At 66.3% G+C, this 13,768-nt stretch carries 18 protein-coding genes; 6 read left to right on the forward strand and 12 right to left on the reverse strand.

The window, feature by feature from the left end:
- Positions 1-94: 94 nt before the first annotated feature.
- The 7 genes from ASF72_RS07365 to ASF72_RS20000 form a co-directional block, all read right to left on the reverse strand.
- The gene (locus ASF72_RS07365; RefSeq protein WP_056597778.1) at positions 95-505 is read right to left on the reverse strand and encodes a hypothetical protein; all 411 of its coding nucleotides are present in this window, start codon (positions 503-505) and stop codon (positions 95-97) included.
- Positions 498-1,886 (reverse strand): ParB/RepB/Spo0J family partition protein, encoded by a 1,389-nt coding sequence (locus ASF72_RS07370; protein WP_162242793.1) that lies wholly within the window; start codon positions 1,884-1,886, stop codon positions 498-500. Before ASF72_RS07370 ends, ASF72_RS07365 begins: the two co-directional genes overlap by 8 nt.
- Positions 1,883-2,263, reverse strand: coding sequence for a hypothetical protein (locus tag ASF72_RS07375; RefSeq protein WP_056597782.1), 381 nt, complete (start codon positions 2,261-2,263; stop codon positions 1,883-1,885). Before ASF72_RS07375 ends, ASF72_RS07370 begins: the two co-directional genes overlap by 4 nt.
- Positions 2,260-2,445, reverse strand: coding sequence for a hypothetical protein (locus ASF72_RS07380; protein ID WP_056597784.1), 186 nt, complete (start codon positions 2,443-2,445; stop codon positions 2,260-2,262). Before ASF72_RS07380 ends, ASF72_RS07375 begins: the two co-directional genes overlap by 4 nt.
- Positions 2,442-2,675, reverse strand: a complete 234-nt coding sequence (locus ASF72_RS07385; protein WP_056597786.1) for a hypothetical protein — start codon at positions 2,673-2,675, stop codon at positions 2,442-2,444. The genes ASF72_RS07380 and ASF72_RS07385 overlap by 4 nt, the downstream gene beginning before the upstream one ends.
- Complete coding sequence (locus tag ASF72_RS07390) at positions 2,672-3,139, reverse strand: hypothetical protein (RefSeq protein ID WP_157370932.1); 468 nt, start codon at positions 3,137-3,139, stop codon at positions 2,672-2,674. Before ASF72_RS07390 ends, ASF72_RS07385 begins: the two co-directional genes overlap by 4 nt.
- 162 nt (positions 3,140-3,301) lie before the next feature.
- Entirely contained in the window at positions 3,302-3,514 is a 213-nt protein-coding gene (locus ASF72_RS20000) for a MerR family transcriptional regulator (RefSeq protein WP_164468845.1), read from the reverse strand.
- 178 nt (positions 3,515-3,692) lie between these two features.
- Here ASF72_RS20000 and ASF72_RS07395 point away from each other — a divergent pair, with 178 nt between their 5' ends.
- The 4 genes from ASF72_RS07395 (at position 3,693) to ettA (ending at position 7,191) form a co-directional block, all read left to right on the forward strand.
- The gene (locus ASF72_RS07395) at positions 3,693-4,016 is read left to right on the forward strand and encodes a helix-turn-helix domain-containing protein (RefSeq protein ID WP_162242794.1); all 324 of its coding nucleotides are present in this window, start codon (positions 3,693-3,695) and stop codon (positions 4,014-4,016) included.
- Between the two features lie 231 nt (positions 4,017-4,247).
- On the forward strand, positions 4,248-4,802 hold the full coding sequence (ssb, locus tag ASF72_RS07400) for a single-stranded DNA-binding protein (protein WP_235504678.1): 555 nt from the start codon (positions 4,248-4,250) through the stop codon (positions 4,800-4,802).
- Positions 4,803-4,849: 47 nt separating this feature from the next.
- Complete coding sequence (locus ASF72_RS20950; protein WP_235504679.1) at positions 4,850-5,458, forward strand: DUF6993 domain-containing protein; 609 nt, start codon at positions 4,850-4,852, stop codon at positions 5,456-5,458.
- Between the two features lie 50 nt (positions 5,459-5,508).
- The gene (gene ettA / locus ASF72_RS07410) at positions 5,509-7,191 is read left to right on the forward strand and encodes an energy-dependent translational throttle protein EttA (protein ID WP_050684738.1); all 1,683 of its coding nucleotides are present in this window, start codon (positions 5,509-5,511) and stop codon (positions 7,189-7,191) included.
- An 87-nt stretch (positions 7,192-7,278) separates the two neighbouring features.
- Here ettA and ASF72_RS07415 read toward each other — a convergent pair whose 3' ends face one another.
- Positions 7,279-8,205 (reverse strand): acyl-CoA thioesterase, encoded by a 927-nt coding sequence (locus ASF72_RS07415; protein ID WP_056597794.1) that lies wholly within the window; start codon positions 8,203-8,205, stop codon positions 7,279-7,281.
- 63 nt (positions 8,206-8,268) lie between these two features.
- Between ASF72_RS07415 and ASF72_RS07420 the strand changes: the two genes are divergently transcribed.
- The gene (locus tag ASF72_RS07420; RefSeq protein WP_056597796.1) at positions 8,269-8,928 is read left to right on the forward strand and encodes a hypothetical protein; all 660 of its coding nucleotides are present in this window, start codon (positions 8,269-8,271) and stop codon (positions 8,926-8,928) included.
- A gap of 88 nt (positions 8,929-9,016) precedes the next feature.
- Here the strand turns inward: ASF72_RS07420 and ASF72_RS07425 are convergent, their stop codons facing one another.
- Entirely contained in the window at positions 9,017-9,460 is a 444-nt protein-coding gene (locus ASF72_RS07425) for a globin (protein ID WP_050684735.1), read from the reverse strand.
- 1 nt (position 9,461) lies between these two features.
- Complete coding sequence (locus tag ASF72_RS07430) at positions 9,462-10,145, reverse strand: mechanosensitive ion channel family protein (protein WP_056597798.1); 684 nt, start codon at positions 10,143-10,145, stop codon at positions 9,462-9,464.
- Positions 10,146-10,211: 66 nt separating this feature from the next.
- Here ASF72_RS07430 and ASF72_RS07435 point away from each other — a divergent pair, with 66 nt between their 5' ends.
- Positions 10,212-11,207 (forward strand): epimerase, encoded by a 996-nt coding sequence (locus tag ASF72_RS07435; protein WP_050684733.1) that lies wholly within the window; start codon positions 10,212-10,214, stop codon positions 11,205-11,207.
- Here ASF72_RS07435 and ASF72_RS07440 read toward each other — a convergent pair.
- Entirely contained in the window at positions 11,204-11,680 is a 477-nt protein-coding gene (locus tag ASF72_RS07440) for an OsmC family protein (RefSeq protein ID WP_197273532.1), read from the reverse strand. The two genes, ASF72_RS07435 and ASF72_RS07440, sit on opposite strands and share 4 nt — an antisense overlap.
- 10 nt (positions 11,681-11,690) lie before the next feature.
- On the reverse strand, positions 11,691-13,768 hold a 2,078-nt coding region (gene pepN / locus ASF72_RS07445), incomplete at its 5' end, for an aminopeptidase N (protein ID WP_235504680.1).

Below are 13,768 nucleotides of genomic sequence, written 5' to 3' on the forward strand. Positions count from 1 at the left end.
GAGCAGCGGCATTCGCCGGTTTGCAGGTTGATTGGTCCGTTGCACGAGCCGCAGCGTTCCACTTTCTCGGGCTTGCTGGCCTCCACTTTCGGGCTCATGCGGCTTCCATACCGTTTAGGCGGACACCGGAGCAGCGGTGCGCCTGGATGAATGCCCAGGCGAAGGTGAAAGCCTCGAACCGGGTCTCGTGTTTGTCCAGGCCGGACGACTCCCAGGCGTGCACGATGCCCTTTTCGTCCCACAGGGTGATGAGCCAATGGCCATCCAGATGCTGCCTGACGCCGGCACGCGGATACCGGGCGGACTCTCCCGGGCTGAAAGGTGCCTCCGGGCAGCGGGCGTTCACCGGGCGCAGGTTGAGCGCTTCGGCGTGGTCCAGGACCATCTGCTTGGCCTTCCACTGCTTACCAACCGACAAAAACTCGTTCAGGATGTCCGGGCGGTAGCCACAGATGCAGACAGGCTCGTTCTCACTGTTGCGGGTGAGGCCATGCAGGTCACTCATCGTTTGCTCCCTGCTTGTCCTTGCCGGCGGTCTTCGCCGCTGCCTCAGCTTTGAAATGCTCAATGGCCTCGCGTTCGAATACGGCCGGCCCGTAGCCGAACACTTCCTCGCGGACCCTGATCCACCGGTTGATCTCGGTCTCCTCGCCCTTCCACGGGCTAGGCTTCCTGTCCCACGTGGCTGGTTTGTGCAGGTTGTCAGGCTTCAGCTTCAGCTCGACGCGGAGCATAACGAGTTGGAGCGGCCGCAACTTTGCCACGGCCTCCCGCAGCTCCTGGCCATAGGCAATGTGGCTGTTCTTGTTCAAGAGAAGCTGGCCGGCACGTTCGTAGTGACCGGAGTGCTCGAGTAATCCGGCTGCCATACCGAACTGAAGGAGCTGCTCATCGGCGCGCAGCGGGGAACCGCCGCCGGCGTCCGTGAGCGAGGCACGAAGATGCTCATCCCAGAGGGCCAGATCCTGCTCCAGGCCGGCGGTAATCTCTCTCAGCCGGAGCTTCGCTGCCCGCTCTTCCTCGGTGAGGGACTTGCGGGCCTGCGCGGTCTCGCTGCGCTTGTACCAGCGCAGCTCCCCATCATGAGCGGACACATGGGCGTAGTGCCCCTTCTCTGCGTGCTCCTCGTCCGTCAGCTTGTCGGCGGAATAGTCGCGGTCGTAATGGCCGCTGTCAGCCTGGCCGTCAGTGATGACCTGGGCGCCGGTAGCCTCAATGAGCTTCGCAGCCTCAGCTGCTTTGGCCGGCGCATCCCGGCGTGCGCGGCAGCGCATCACTTCCCGGTCCCAGTCCCACTTATTCCGGTGCGGGTTCGTGGCCAGAAGAGTCAGGGCTTGCGTGGCGTCCGCATCATTTTTGAACTCATCGAAAGCTTCCGACTGCTCCAGCGTCAGGCCGCCGCCGTCAACCAAAGCGTGGGCGACCGCCGGCATGTGGGCCAGCCGCGAGCGCTGACGGATGAAAGACTCGGAGCGGTGGATGGCCTTGGCGACTTTGCGGACGTTCATGCCGTCGCAGTCCAGCAGGGTCTGGATGGCCTTGGCTTCGTTGGATGCAGTGATGCCTACGCGGTGGGTGTTCTCGCGGAGCATGGCCTCGATCTGTTTGGCCTTGGTGTCACAGCTCGGGTCGATCCAGGCTTCCAGTTCCGCGACGTTGCCCAGCTTCGCGGCTTCTCGTCGGCGGTGGCCCTCGATGATGAGGTACTTGCCGGCGTTCGGGCCCGCGGTAATGGGGTGGAGGCGGACGCGGATGGTGTTGCCGTTAGCGGCGAGGTCGTTGGCCAGCTCAGCGAGTTCCTGGGGGCTGCCCAGGTCATCCCGGGGGTTGTTCGGGTGGGGGATCATGTCCTTGACGGGCACCATCTGGAGAATGTTCGGGCTCATGGCTGCTGTGCCCCCAGGATCATGCGGGGAGGGGCAGAGAGCGCCGCCTCTGCGAAGGCGAGGGATGAGCGGAGCCATGCGATGCCAGATACCAGGTCGCCGTTTTCCAGGGCCTTGACGGCATGCTGAGAGTGCACCTCGGCTTCCAGGTGGAGGTCCGTGACGATATTCTCGTCTTCACTGGTGACCCGGGGCGGATCCGTGAACGTTGGGTTGGCTGCGTGCCAGACTTTCGCTTCCTCTCCGGGAGTCCAGAAACCGGCGGGTTCCATGCGAGTGTGCTCGTCAAGGAAGGTCCCTACGAGAGGGATGCCCCGTACTTCGATACCGGGCCTGGCGTTGCCGAGGAACTCTTGTTCCGTGGGCTGTTCGGTCATTGGTCTTTTCCTGTCTCACGTACGAATCCGGCGGCGCCGGCGAGGACGAGTGCGACGCCGGCGAGGTAGCCGCCGTTCACTGTGGGGAGGGCCGCGAGGATCGCGGCTGTGCCCGCGGCGATGGCTGGGCTGTAGAGGTAGGCGCAGCGGCGATTCCGGCCGACCCGCGCCGTGGGCCTCATGGCCTCGGCTCCACCAGCGAGTAGCTGGCGGTGTGGCTACCGTCGATCAGGATGTGAGCGGCATGGACGTCGACCTGGATGGTCTGGGGTAACGGCCACTTGGAGCGGCAGTAGGTCTTGAGCTGCTCCACCAGTTCCTTGTTGTCCCGGTACTGGACGATGGCCCGGTCCTTGAACGGTGCACCGTGAACGGGGTGCACGACGGCGAGCCGCTTGATCCGCGCCTTCACAGCCGAGCCCCACGTGAGGACCGGGCGGCCATGATGCGCTTGACTGCGTCGTCAGCCTTCTGAGCGGACGTCAAGGGGCGGGATACGACGATGTGCAGGCCGGGCCCGGGGAGGGGGCCGGCAGCCGGAGCATTGGGGGAAGGCTCTACGGCTGCCGGGGACTGTGGGGGAGTGCTGCCAATAGCTGCGCGGTAGCGGTCACTGGCCAGCTCTACATCGCGGCTGAGGTTGCGGAGCTGCTTGAACGCGTCGTCAGCGGTGTCGCGGAAATGGGGGAGGGCATCTTCGGCGTTGCCCGTCCCGTCGAAGGACTTGATGTTCTTGGAGGCGTCGACCAGCTGGGCGAGCTTCCGGACCAACCGTGTGTGGTCACTGTGCCGCTTGCCGACCATCAGTTCGATCTGGACCTCAGGCAGGCCCTCGGCCCGCATGTCTTCGCCTCTGAAGAAAAGGTTCCTGGGCAACTGGTCTGGCTTAGCTTCTGCGTCCATTGCTAGACTCACTTCCGATTCGGCAGCCGAAATAGGGCCCCTGCAAGGGCTGGCTGTTGGGTTTGGTTATCGGCGGTCCAGTGAAATCTTTGGCGAGAGGTACTGGGCCGCCTTTTTGTGCCTGAGCTGGGGGTGTCAGGCGGTTCGAGGGTGGCTTTGGCTGCCAGCAGTCGCAGACTCAAGGCGAAGAGCTGCGACCGTTTCCTCCGTGAACCGGTGATGCCCGCCCGGTGTTGTGACGTCCGGGGTGACTGTTCCGTTGAGCACCCAGCGGCGCACCGTAGCGGTGTTGACGCCGAAGCGGTCAGCAACCTGACTAGTGGTGATATACACCGGATTTTTGTTCATGCGTGAAGTTTGTCATGGCGTGCAAGTAGTGTCAAACACCAAATTGCGTACAGCCTAAGCGCGGCCTTCCAATGCATAGCCCAAGGTCAGCCCAAGGTTGGGTCAAGATTGCCAAGGTTGAGCATTGGTTCAATGTTCGGTATTGCGCTTTATGCACGACTTGTGTAATTCTTTCCTCATGAGCACACAAATCCACGGGAAGTTCGTTCCTCGTACCAACACCTTCGGAGCGCGGCTTGCCCTCATCCGCTGGCAGATGGGGTGGAACATGAAGGAAGCGGCATTGGCCTGCGGTTTCTCTCAGCAGTCCTGGCGCGGATGGGAGTTGCAGGGGCATGACCCGCGCGGCTTCGCGGACGTTGCAGAGCGGATCGCTGAACGCACTGGCGTGGATGAGTACTGGATTCTCACCGGTAAAGAGCCGGCTCCGGCGCCTGGTCCAGATGGGGGCGAAAGCGCCCCAAAACTTAAGCCGGTCTCAGACCCCAAGCCTTTGGATTAGAAGGCCGCTGCTCTATCCCCTGAGCTACTGGGGCGTTGGCGTTCGGATGAAACTTCCGGCGCCTGAAAAAGTTTACATTGCCGAGGGGCGGGTTGCAGCGGCCCCGTTCCACGGCCCGACTTGTCCTCCACACCGGGCCAGCAACGCTGGTTGTCCACATAGGCGGCTCATGGCATCGCCCTGCCGGGGCTCCGCCGCGATGCTGGTGTTGTCTGCACCAGGCACCACCAAATGAGACAGGACAGGACCATGATCGATTCCATCACCGTCCGGGGCTATGTGGCCACGGACGTCAAAAGTTCCACCACAACCGGTGGATTCGCCACCGCCACGTTCCGCATGGCCTCGAGCGTCCGCAGGTTCGACGAGCCCAGCCAAACCTGGGTGGACAGCCAAACCAACTGGTATGAGGTCCAGGCCTACCGGCAGATGGCGGGAAACGTCGCGTGCAGCCTACGGAAGGGCCAGCCCGTGATCGTCGTCGGCAAACTGAAGATCCGCGACTGGGAATACGAAGGACGCACCTATTACGCAGTCGAAATCGATGCCGAGGCCATCGGCCAGGATCTGAGGCACGGTACGGCGAACTTCAGCAAAAACTCCGGCAGGCCCGTTCTGTCCCTGATGGAGCAGGCACCGCCGGACGACGAGTCGGACCCGCCGGGCCCTGCGGATAGGGATGGGGCCACCAACGCCGCAGATCCGTCGGTGCTCATTGAGGACACCGACGGCGGCCTCTCCAGCCTCGATCTGCAGACGGGGGAACTCGTCGACAACCGCCCCTGACCTGGGACCCGCCAGGGCCGGCAGCGCTGCCGTGGCAGAATGTCAGAATGCGGCTCAATCCTTCCCTCCGGCAGACCAACCACACCGGAGTCCACGGACGAGACCCACGTTCGGAAACGGCCAACAAGCCAGGCCGGACCCGGACAGCCGTCACCCTCGCTGTAGTTGCCGCGGTGCTTTCGGGCTGTGCCGGCGGCGCCACCGTTGGCACCCCGCCGATCGACAGTTCCCTCGCGGAAGCGGCGCAAACCGGTTCCCCGCAAACAGGTTCCCCGGAAGCGCCAACCTCATCGCAGTCCGCTTCGGCGCAGTCGCCACAGGCCGGCACACCAGCCGCGTCCCCGTCCGGTTCCGCGCAGGCAGCAGCCGCAACCGATGCCGTAAAGCAGTCAGTCACGGACGCCCTGGTGAGACTGGCAGCCGCGGCACCCAAGCCGGCCACCGAGCAGGTCACGGACGCCTTGACCGGATCCGGCGTCGCCCCGGGGTTCCTGGAGGTGTCCCAGAGCCGGACCCCCACGGGTCTGGCAGCCGACTCCATCGAAGCCGCCGTCCTGCAGGGCACGGATTGCATCATCGGCCAGGTCCGCGAGGGCGCCGTCACCGTTACCGTCCTGCCGGTACTGGCCAGCGGGAAGTGCTTCGCCGGGTCCTGATCCCGGCCGTAAATGGAAGTTATGCCCGCCAACCCAGTAGATTTGGAAGCATGGCGGAATTTATCTACACAATGACCAAGGCCCGCAAGGCTGTTGGCGAAAAACTCATTCTCGACGACGTAAGCATGTCTTTCTTCCCTGGCGCCAAGATCGGTGTCGTGGGCCCGAACGGTGCCGGTAAGTCCACCATCCTGAAAATCATGGCCGGACTGGACACCCCCTCCAACGGCGAGGCCCGGCTCAGCGCCGGCTACACCGTGGGGATCCTGCTGCAGGAACCGCCGCTCAATGAGGAAAAGACTGTCCTGGGCAATGTCCAGGAAGGCGTCGGCGAGATCTACGGCAAAATCCAACGCTTCAACGAAATCTCCGAAGAGATGGCCAGCCCCGACGCTGACTACGATGTCCTCCTCGAAGAGATGGGCCAGCTGCAGGAAGCCATCGACGCCGCCGACGCGTGGGACCTCGACTCCCAGCTGGAGCAGGCCATGGATGCGCTCCGCTGCCCGCCTGCCGATGCGGACGTCACCACCCTCTCCGGTGGTGAGCGCCGTCGCGTGGCCCTCTGCAAGCTCCTCCTGCAAAAGCCGGACCTGCTCCTCCTCGACGAGCCCACCAACCACCTCGACGCCGAGAGCGTGCTCTGGCTCGAACAGCACCTTTCGTCCTACGCCGGCGCAGTCCTGGCCGTAACCCACGACCGGTACTTCCTGGACCACGTGGCCCAGTGGATCGCCGAAGTGGACCGCGGCCACCTGTACCCGTACGAAGGCAACTACTCCACGTACCTGGAGAAGAAGCGCGCCCGCCTGGAAGTCCAGGGCAAAAAGGACGCCAAGCAGGCCAAGCGCCTCACCGAGGAACTCGAGTGGGTCCGCTCCAACGCCAAGGGCCGCCAGACCAAGTCCAAAGCCCGCCTGGCACGCTACGAGGAGATGGCAGCCGAGGCTGACCGGACCCGCAAACTCGACTTCGAGGAAATCCAGATCCCGCCGGGCCCGCGCCTGGGTGGCCTGGTCCTGGAGGCCAAGAACCTCCAGAAGGGCTTCGATGACCGCGTCCTGATCGATGGGCTGTCCTTCACGCTGCCCCGCAACGGCATTGTGGGTGTCATCGGCCCCAACGGGGTGGGCAAGTCCACACTGTTCAAAACCATCGTCGGGCTGGAACCGCTCGACGGCGGCGAACTGAAGATCGGCGACTCGGTCAAGATCTCCTACGCTGACCAGAGCCGCGGCGGCATCGACCCCAACAAAACCCTGTGGGAAGTCGTCTCCGACGGACTCGACTACATCCAGGTGGGCCACGTCGAAATGCCGTCCCGCGCCTACGTCGCCGCTTTCGGTTTCAAGGGCCCGGACCAGCAGAAGAAGGCCGGCGTCCTCTCCGGCGGTGAGCGCAACCGGCTGAACCTGGCCCTGACGCTCAAGCAGGGCGGAAACCTGCTCCTCCTCGATGAGCCCACCAACGACCTCGACGTCGAAACCCTCAGCAGCCTCGAAAACGCGCTGCTCGAATTCCCCGGCTGCGCCGTGGTGGTATCGCACGACCGCTGGTTCCTGGACCGGGTGGCCACCCACATCCTGGCCTACGAAGGTGACGAAGAGAACCCCTCCAAGTGGTACTGGTTCGAGGGCAACTTCGAGTCCTACGAGGAGAACAAAGTGGAGCGGCTGGGACCTGACGCGGCCAAGCCGCACCGGGTGACCCACCGCCGCCTGACCCGCGACTGATCAGCCCGCGGCAGACAGCACCGCTGAACCACCGAAGGACGGCCCCCGGAAGGGGTGCCGTCCTTCGGCGTTAAACCGGGACGCGCGCTATTGACCGGGCCGGGCGGCTTCGGCCGGAACCCGGACCATGCCTTCCTGGGCCACGGACGCAACATGTTCCCCGGCCCGGTTGAAGATCTTCCCCGTGGCCAGGCCGCGCGCACCGTGCGCGCTGGGTGACTCCTGGACGTAGAGCAGCCATTCATCAACGCGGGCGGGCCGGTGCCACCACATGGCGTGGTCCAGGCTGGCCACGTTCATGCCGGGTGTGATCCAGCTCAGCCCGTGGCGCCGCAGGATGGACTCAAGCAGGGTGTAGTCGCTGGCGTAGGCCAGGGCGGCCCGGTGCAGGTTGGGATCGTCCGGCATGGGCCCGAACGTCTTCATCCAGACAGCATTCGTGGCCGCACGCTCACCCTTCGCCGACACGTACAGCGGCGGGTCCACGTGGCGGATGTCGAACGGCCGCTCGTAGGCCCAGTGCCGGGCCACGGGATGATCAAAACCGCCCAGCAGGTCCGCGGTGCTGGGCAGGGACTCCGGGTCCGGGATGCCTTCGGGCATGGCGGATGCGTGCTCCACTCCTTCGTCCTCCACCTGGAACGACGCGATCATCGACAGGATGGGCACCCCGTCCTGGTAGGCGTGGACCCGCCGTGCGGAGAAGGACCGGCCGTCCCGGAGCCGCTGCACGCCAAAGGTGATGGGTTTGTTCGCATCGCCGGGCCGCAGGAAGTAGCCGTGCATGGAATGGACGGCCCGGCCGTCCGCCACAGTCCGGATGGAGGCGACAAGCGACTGCGCCAGGACCTGGCCGCCAAACACCCGCTGATGGGGCTGCTGCTGCGAGGGCCCCAGGAAAATATCCTCATCCGTCCGTGCGCCCTCCAGATGGCCAAGGTCCAGAAGGGTGATCAGCGATGAGGTGGGGTCGCCGCTGGGTGGCGCCAGCAGTCCGGCTTCGGCTTCAGTCATGGTTCGACTCTAGACGGCGCCCCGAAGCGGCTCAACCGGACGGCAGCCGGTAGTGTTCTTGGTGTGTCTGATCTGCTTACGTCATCCTTCCGCTTCGCCGACCCGCGGGATCTCGCGGACCTGAAGACCTTCGCCACCCGCGCCAAGGCCATTGATGACGGCGCCATCCGGCTGCAGGCCGCCGGCACCGTCCTGGCCGCCTACGTCTGTGTGCTGCGGCCCCGCGCTCTGGGCGAATCGACGCCCACCATCCTGGGCCTGCGCACCATGGCGCTGGCCCAGCCGTCCGGCACGGACGTCACGGTGCCGATCAGCGCGGTCCTGGACCGGCTGGCGCGGGCGGGGGAGCACGACGTCGACCTGCCGGTTCCGCCGTCCACGGTCACCGAATCGTGGACCGGAGTCAGTGCGCCCCGCGGCGGGTGGGAACGCATTGGCAGCATCAGCGACGCCGACCTGCGTGCTGCGGCCGAAGCCGGCATCACCGAAGTAGCGGGCATCGTCCCCGACAAACCAGGCGCCTTGATCGTCAGCAACGCCCGCGCAGCCGTGTGGGGGCGTGACCTGGACGGCAGCGGGCTGCCGGCCGGGGCTGCCTTCGCCGCCCTGACCCTGGGTTTCCTCGGAACCGGGGAGCAGGCCCTGTTCCGGGCCGGCCGCTGGTTCCGGCTCTCCGGCGACCGCGGCCACGTCCTGGCCCGTACAGGCAGCGGCCCCGTCTGAACAGCGGCCCCGGCCGAAGCCGGCAACCGCGCCTGAACCTGGCCCCGGCCCCCGGGCGCCTCGGCAGGCTACCGGCCCGGCCGCCCGGTCAGGATGAGGGACTGTTGACCATGGACAGCGCCGCGCGCTCCATGTAGTCCCACAACGTGCCCTCGTACAACGGCGGAAGGGCCAGGGCGTCCACGGCAGTGCGCATGTGGAAGAGCCAACGGTCCTTGGCTTCGGGCGTGACCTGGAACGGCATGTGCCGCATCCGCAGGCGCGGGTGGCCGCGTTCCTCGCCGTACGTGGTGGGGCCGCCCCAGTACTGCTCCAGGAACATCAGGAAGCGGCGCTTCGCCGGCGCCAGGTCCTCCTCCGGATACATGGGCCGGAGCAGCGGATCCGTGGCGACGCCGTCGTAGAAAACGTCGATCAGTTTCACGAACGTCCCGTGGCCGCCCACGGCGTCGTAAAAATTGTCCGTGTACCCGGGCTTGCTGAACGGATCGTTCTGCATCAGGGGCCGCTGCGGCTCCAGGGGGAGACTCATGCTATTCGCCGGCTTTCTGTTCGGTTTTGCGTGGTTCGGCGTACTCGGCCGGAGCCATCAGGCCCGCGGCGGGTTCCTGCACGGGGGCCACGTACCGGCCCTGGGACCTGTTACCCACCCGGAGGATCTCGCCGTTGCGGAGGTACCAGATGGCGCCGTCGTCGGACCGGACCCGGGTGATCCGCAGGCCCATGGACTCCACAACGCCCACAACTTCGCTGGTCTCGATGACGTCGCCGATGCCGTACTGGTCCTCGATGGTGATGAAGATCCCGGCAAGGAAGTCACGGATCAGCTGCTGGGCGCCGAAGCCGATGGCCACACCCAGGATGCCCACGCTGGTCAGCAGCGGCGCGATGTTGATGTCCAGGTTCTGCAGCACGTACATGCTGGTGATCACCACCACCAGGACTCCCACAATGCTGTTCAGCAGGGAACCAATGGTTTCCGCGCGCTGGACCCGCCGTTCGTGGTCCAGGGCACGCAGCGCGGGGGCCACCCACTTGAAGGTGCGTTTTTTGAAGAAGTTGCTGCCGGCCGCCACCCGCTTGGTGATGCGGGCAATCGCAAACGTGGCGATCAGCCAAAAGGCGATCCCGATCCCGATGCTGATAACGATTCCCGTGAAGCTGATGCCGTCGGGCGCTGCGGCTGCGTTGGGAAGGATGGACATCATGCTGACCATAAGCGGGAAATACTCCTTGGGGTGGGGGTCTGTTCCCTTTCAACAGTAGCGCCGTACGGTGGACCAATGCGCATTCTTGTCCTGGGAGGTACCGCCTTCCTGTCCGCAGAAATCGTCCGGCAGGGGGTGGCCCTGGGGCACCGTGTCACCTGCCTGGCCCGCGGAACCACGCGGATCCCGCCCGACGGCGCCACCTGGCTTAAAGCGGACCGTTCACTGGGAGCGGAAGCCTACGCCGGGGCCGCCCGGCAGGACTGGGATGCCGTCATCGACGTGGCCCGCGACCCGGCCCTGGCGAAAGGCGCGCTGGCCGCCCTTGCCGGCCGGACTGCACACTGGACCTTCGTCTCCACCAGCTCCGTCTACGCCGACAACTCGGTCCCGGGCGCGGCGGAGGACGCCGCGCTGCTGCCGTCCCTGCCTGCCGGTGCGGAGGCCACACCGGAAACCTACGGTGCGGCGAAGGCAGCCATCGAGGCAGCCACCCTGGCAGCCACGGAAGGCCGGGCCCACCTGTGCCGGGCCGGGCTGATCAGTGGCCCGGGCGACAGCACTGACCGGTACGGCTACTGGCCGGGCAGGTTCGCCCGGGGCGGCAGCCCCGTCCTGGTCCCGGCCATCGCCGCCCACCCCACCCAGATCATCGACGCGCGGGACCTGGCGGCCTGGCTCCTGCAGGCAGCGGAGCAGGGGACCACCGGAACCCTCAATGCCATTGGGGACGCCGTCCCCTTCGGCAGCTACATCGAGGCGTCCCGTGCGGCGGCCGGCCACCGCGGCGGAACAGTGGAAGCTAACGTGGAGTTCCTGGCCGCGGAAGGCGTGGCGTACTGGGCCGGACCGGACTCCCTGCCGCTGTGGCTCCCGCCAGGAAACGACGGCTTTATGGCACGCAGCAACACCGCGGCGAAGGCGGCCGGCCTGACGCTGCGGCCCTGGCAGGAGACCGTCGAAGACACGCTGCTGGACGAGCGGCACCGCGGTCTGGACCGGCCCCGGAAAGCGGGGCTCAGCCCCGCCACCGAGGCCCGCCTGGTCGGCGCCCTCACGAACGGCCCCTAGGCCACCAGCGTCACCGGCCGGTGCTGCACCGGAAAGTTGACGCTCCGGGCGATGAAACACACCTTATTGGCTTCATGGTGCAGCGTTTCCGCCAGCCCGGCCTGCCCGGCGTCGGCCACGGTGACCTGAGGGTTCAGCGTCACGGACTCGAACTGGCCGCTGCCGTCCCGGTTCAGCCGCATCATCCCGGTGGCCTCATCGCGGTAATCCAGCACCGTCACGCCGTGCTGCACCGCCACATGCAGGAAGGACAGCATGTGGCACTGCGCCAGGGCAGCCAGCAGCAGCTGCTCGGGATTAAAGCGCTCCCGGTCCCCGTGGAACGTGGGGTCGGCCGAACCCTTGAGGACGGGCAGCCCGGGGATCAGCACGTTGTGGTCCCGCGAATAATCGCGGTACCCGGATGTTCCGGTCCCCAGGTTGCCCGTCCATTGGACCGCGAGGGCGTAGTGGTGCTCGTGCAGATTCTTCACGGCCTGTCCTTCAGGCGTCCGCGGCACGGGCCCGCAGCGCACGCGCCACGGCGTCGCGGTTTTCCAGCATCATGCGGCGCAGCGCGGCGCCCTCCGCCGGAAGGCCGGCAAGGAACGCGTCCGTCCGGTCCACGGTGGCCTGCGTTGTCAGCAGGGCGGGGTAGAGGCCGACGACGATCTGCTGGGCGAGTGCGTGGGTCCGGTTTTCGACGATGCCCGGCACAGCCTCGAAATACTTTTCGGCGTACGGCTCGAGCAGGGACCGGTCCCGGACCCGCATGAACCCGGCCACCGCCGAGCCCTGCAGGGCGTTGGACAGGCTGCCCTTGACCACAATCGACTCCCAGGCTGCTGCCTTGGCCGCAGCCGTGGGGATCGCGGCCCCGGCCAGCGCCGCGGCGTTCTGCCCGCTGGCGGTGTTGTCGCGTGCCAGCTCGGCGTCGATTCCGTCCTGGTCCAGCCGGCCGCCTGCCACCAGCGAGGCCACGAGTTCCCAGCGCAGGTCCTGGTCAACGGCGAGCCCTTCCAGCGTGACCGAACCGGCCAGCAGCCCCGCCACGGTGTCCAGCTGAGTGGCGCTTCCGGCGTGGAGCGCAAAAGCCTTGATGAACTGCAGCTGGGCGTCGGAGCCGCCGGGCGCTTTGCCCGCGAGGTCCCAGAGTGTGTCTGCCGCCGCCACCGTGGTGGCTTCGCGGTGATCCCCGGAAACATAGAAGTTCAGCGCCGTCGCCAGTTGGCGGAGCTGGACCAGGATCACCGACGAATCGGTTTCGGCGGCGACGTTCGCCAGGATCAGCCCCACGTACTGCCGGGCCGGCGTCTGGCCGTCCCGGGCCGCGTCCCAGGCCGAGTTCCACACCAGGGTCCGGGGCAGGCTCTGGGCGAAGTCCTTGAGGTGGGCCGTGGCGGTGGCCAGGGACGCCGGATCCAGCCGGACCTTCGCGTAGGCCAGGTCGTCGTCGTTCACCAGCACCAGGTCAGGACGGGCCAGGCCCACCAGGGCAGGCACCTCGGTGCGGGGGCCGTCCACGTCCAGTTCCTCGCGGTGCACCCGCTCCAGCTTTCCGGCGGCGGAGAGGTTGTAGAAGCCAACGGCCAGCCGGTGCGGGCGGAGGGTGGGCCACTCCGGAACGGCAGTCTGGGCAATGGCAAAGGAGGTGATGGTGCCGTCGGCGTCCACGTCCAGTTCCGGGGTGAGCGTATTGACGCCCGCAGTTTCCAGCCACTGCTTGCCCCAGCTGTCCAGTTCCCGGCCGCTGGCCTTTTCCAGTTCCACCATGAGGTCGCTGAGCTCGGTGTTCTGCCAGGAATGCTTCGCGAAGTATTCGCGCACTCCGGCCATGAACTGCTCCGGCCCAACCCAGGCCACCAGCTGCCGGAGCACGGAGGCGCCCTTGGCGTAGGTGATCCCGTCGAAGTTCACCTCCACGTCCTGCAGGTCGTTGATGTCGGCGAAGATCGGGTGGGTGGTTGGCAGCTGGTCCTGGCGGTACGCCCAGGACTTCTCCACCGACGCGAACGTGGTCCAGGCACTGGTGAAGGAGGTGGCTTCCACCGCCGCCAGGTGCGACATGTATTCGGCAAAGGACTCGTTGAGCCACAGGTCGTTCCACCAGCGCATGGTCACCAGGTCGCCGAACCACATGTGCGCCAGCTCGTGCAGCACGGTGATGGCCCGGCGCTCCACCTGGGCGCCGGTGACCTTGCCGCGGAACACGTAGCCTTCCAGGATGGTTACCGCACCGGCGTTCTCCATGGCGCCCGCATTGAACTCGGGCACAAACAGCTGGTCATACTTTTCGAACGGGTAGGGGCAACCGAACTGGGCCTCGAAGAACCCGAAGCCCTGCCGGGTGAGCTCAAAGATGTTCTCCGCGTCGAGGTACTGCATCAGGGACTTCCGGGCGAAAACACCCAGCGGGATGACCCGCCCGTCGGAGCTGGTCACTTCGGACCGGACCGACTGGTACGGCCCGGCGATCAGGGCTGTGACGTAGGAGGACAGCCGCGGGGTGGGCGCGAACGTCCACACGGACCGGGCTCCGCCGTCGTCGCCGGGCTCGGCGGGCGCGGGCGCCGGGGTGGGGG

This window comes from Arthrobacter sp. Leaf141 (assembly GCF_001424565.1).
In the GTDB taxonomy this organism is placed as follows: domain Bacteria; phylum Actinomycetota; class Actinomycetes; order Actinomycetales; family Micrococcaceae; genus Arthrobacter.

Coding starts and splice junctions, on each gene's coding strand:
- ASF72_RS07425 (WP_050684735.1), bottom strand. CDS start 9,460: ATGAGTCTCCCCCTGGAGCCGCAGCGGCCCCTGATGCAGAACGATCCG.
- ASF72_RS20000 (WP_164468845.1), bottom strand. CDS start 3,514: ATGAACAAAAATCCGGTGTATATCACCACTAGTCAGGTTGCTGACCGC.
- ASF72_RS07430 (WP_056597798.1), bottom strand. CDS start 10,145: ATGGTCAGCATGATGTCCATCCTTCCCAACGCAGCCGCAGCGCCCGAC.
- ASF72_RS07435 (WP_050684733.1), top strand. CDS start 10,212: ATGCGCATTCTTGTCCTGGGAGGTACCGCCTTCCTGTCCGCAGAAATC.
- ASF72_RS07395 (WP_162242794.1), top strand. CDS start 3,693: ATGAGCACACAAATCCACGGGAAGTTCGTTCCTCGTACCAACACCTTC.
- ssb (WP_235504678.1), top strand. CDS start 4,248: ATGAGACAGGACAGGACCATGATCGATTCCATCACCGTCCGGGGCTAT.
- ASF72_RS07415 (WP_056597794.1), bottom strand. CDS start 8,205: ATGACTGAAGCCGAAGCCGGACTGCTGGCGCCACCCAGCGGCGACCCC.
- ASF72_RS07365 (WP_056597778.1), bottom strand. CDS start 505: ATGAGTGACCTGCATGGCCTCACCCGCAACAGTGAGAACGAGCCTGTC.
- ASF72_RS07380 (WP_056597784.1), bottom strand. CDS start 2,445: ATGAGGCCCACGGCGCGGGTCGGCCGGAATCGCCGCTGCGCCTACCTC.
- ASF72_RS07375 (WP_056597782.1), bottom strand. CDS start 2,263: ATGACCGAACAGCCCACGGAACAAGAGTTCCTCGGCAACGCCAGGCCC.
- ASF72_RS07370 (WP_162242793.1), bottom strand. CDS start 1,886: ATGAGCCCGAACATTCTCCAGATGGTGCCCGTCAAGGACATGATCCCC.
- ettA (WP_050684738.1), top strand. CDS start 5,509: ATGGCGGAATTTATCTACACAATGACCAAGGCCCGCAAGGCTGTTGGC.
- ASF72_RS20950 (WP_235504679.1), top strand. CDS start 4,850: ATGCGGCTCAATCCTTCCCTCCGGCAGACCAACCACACCGGAGTCCAC.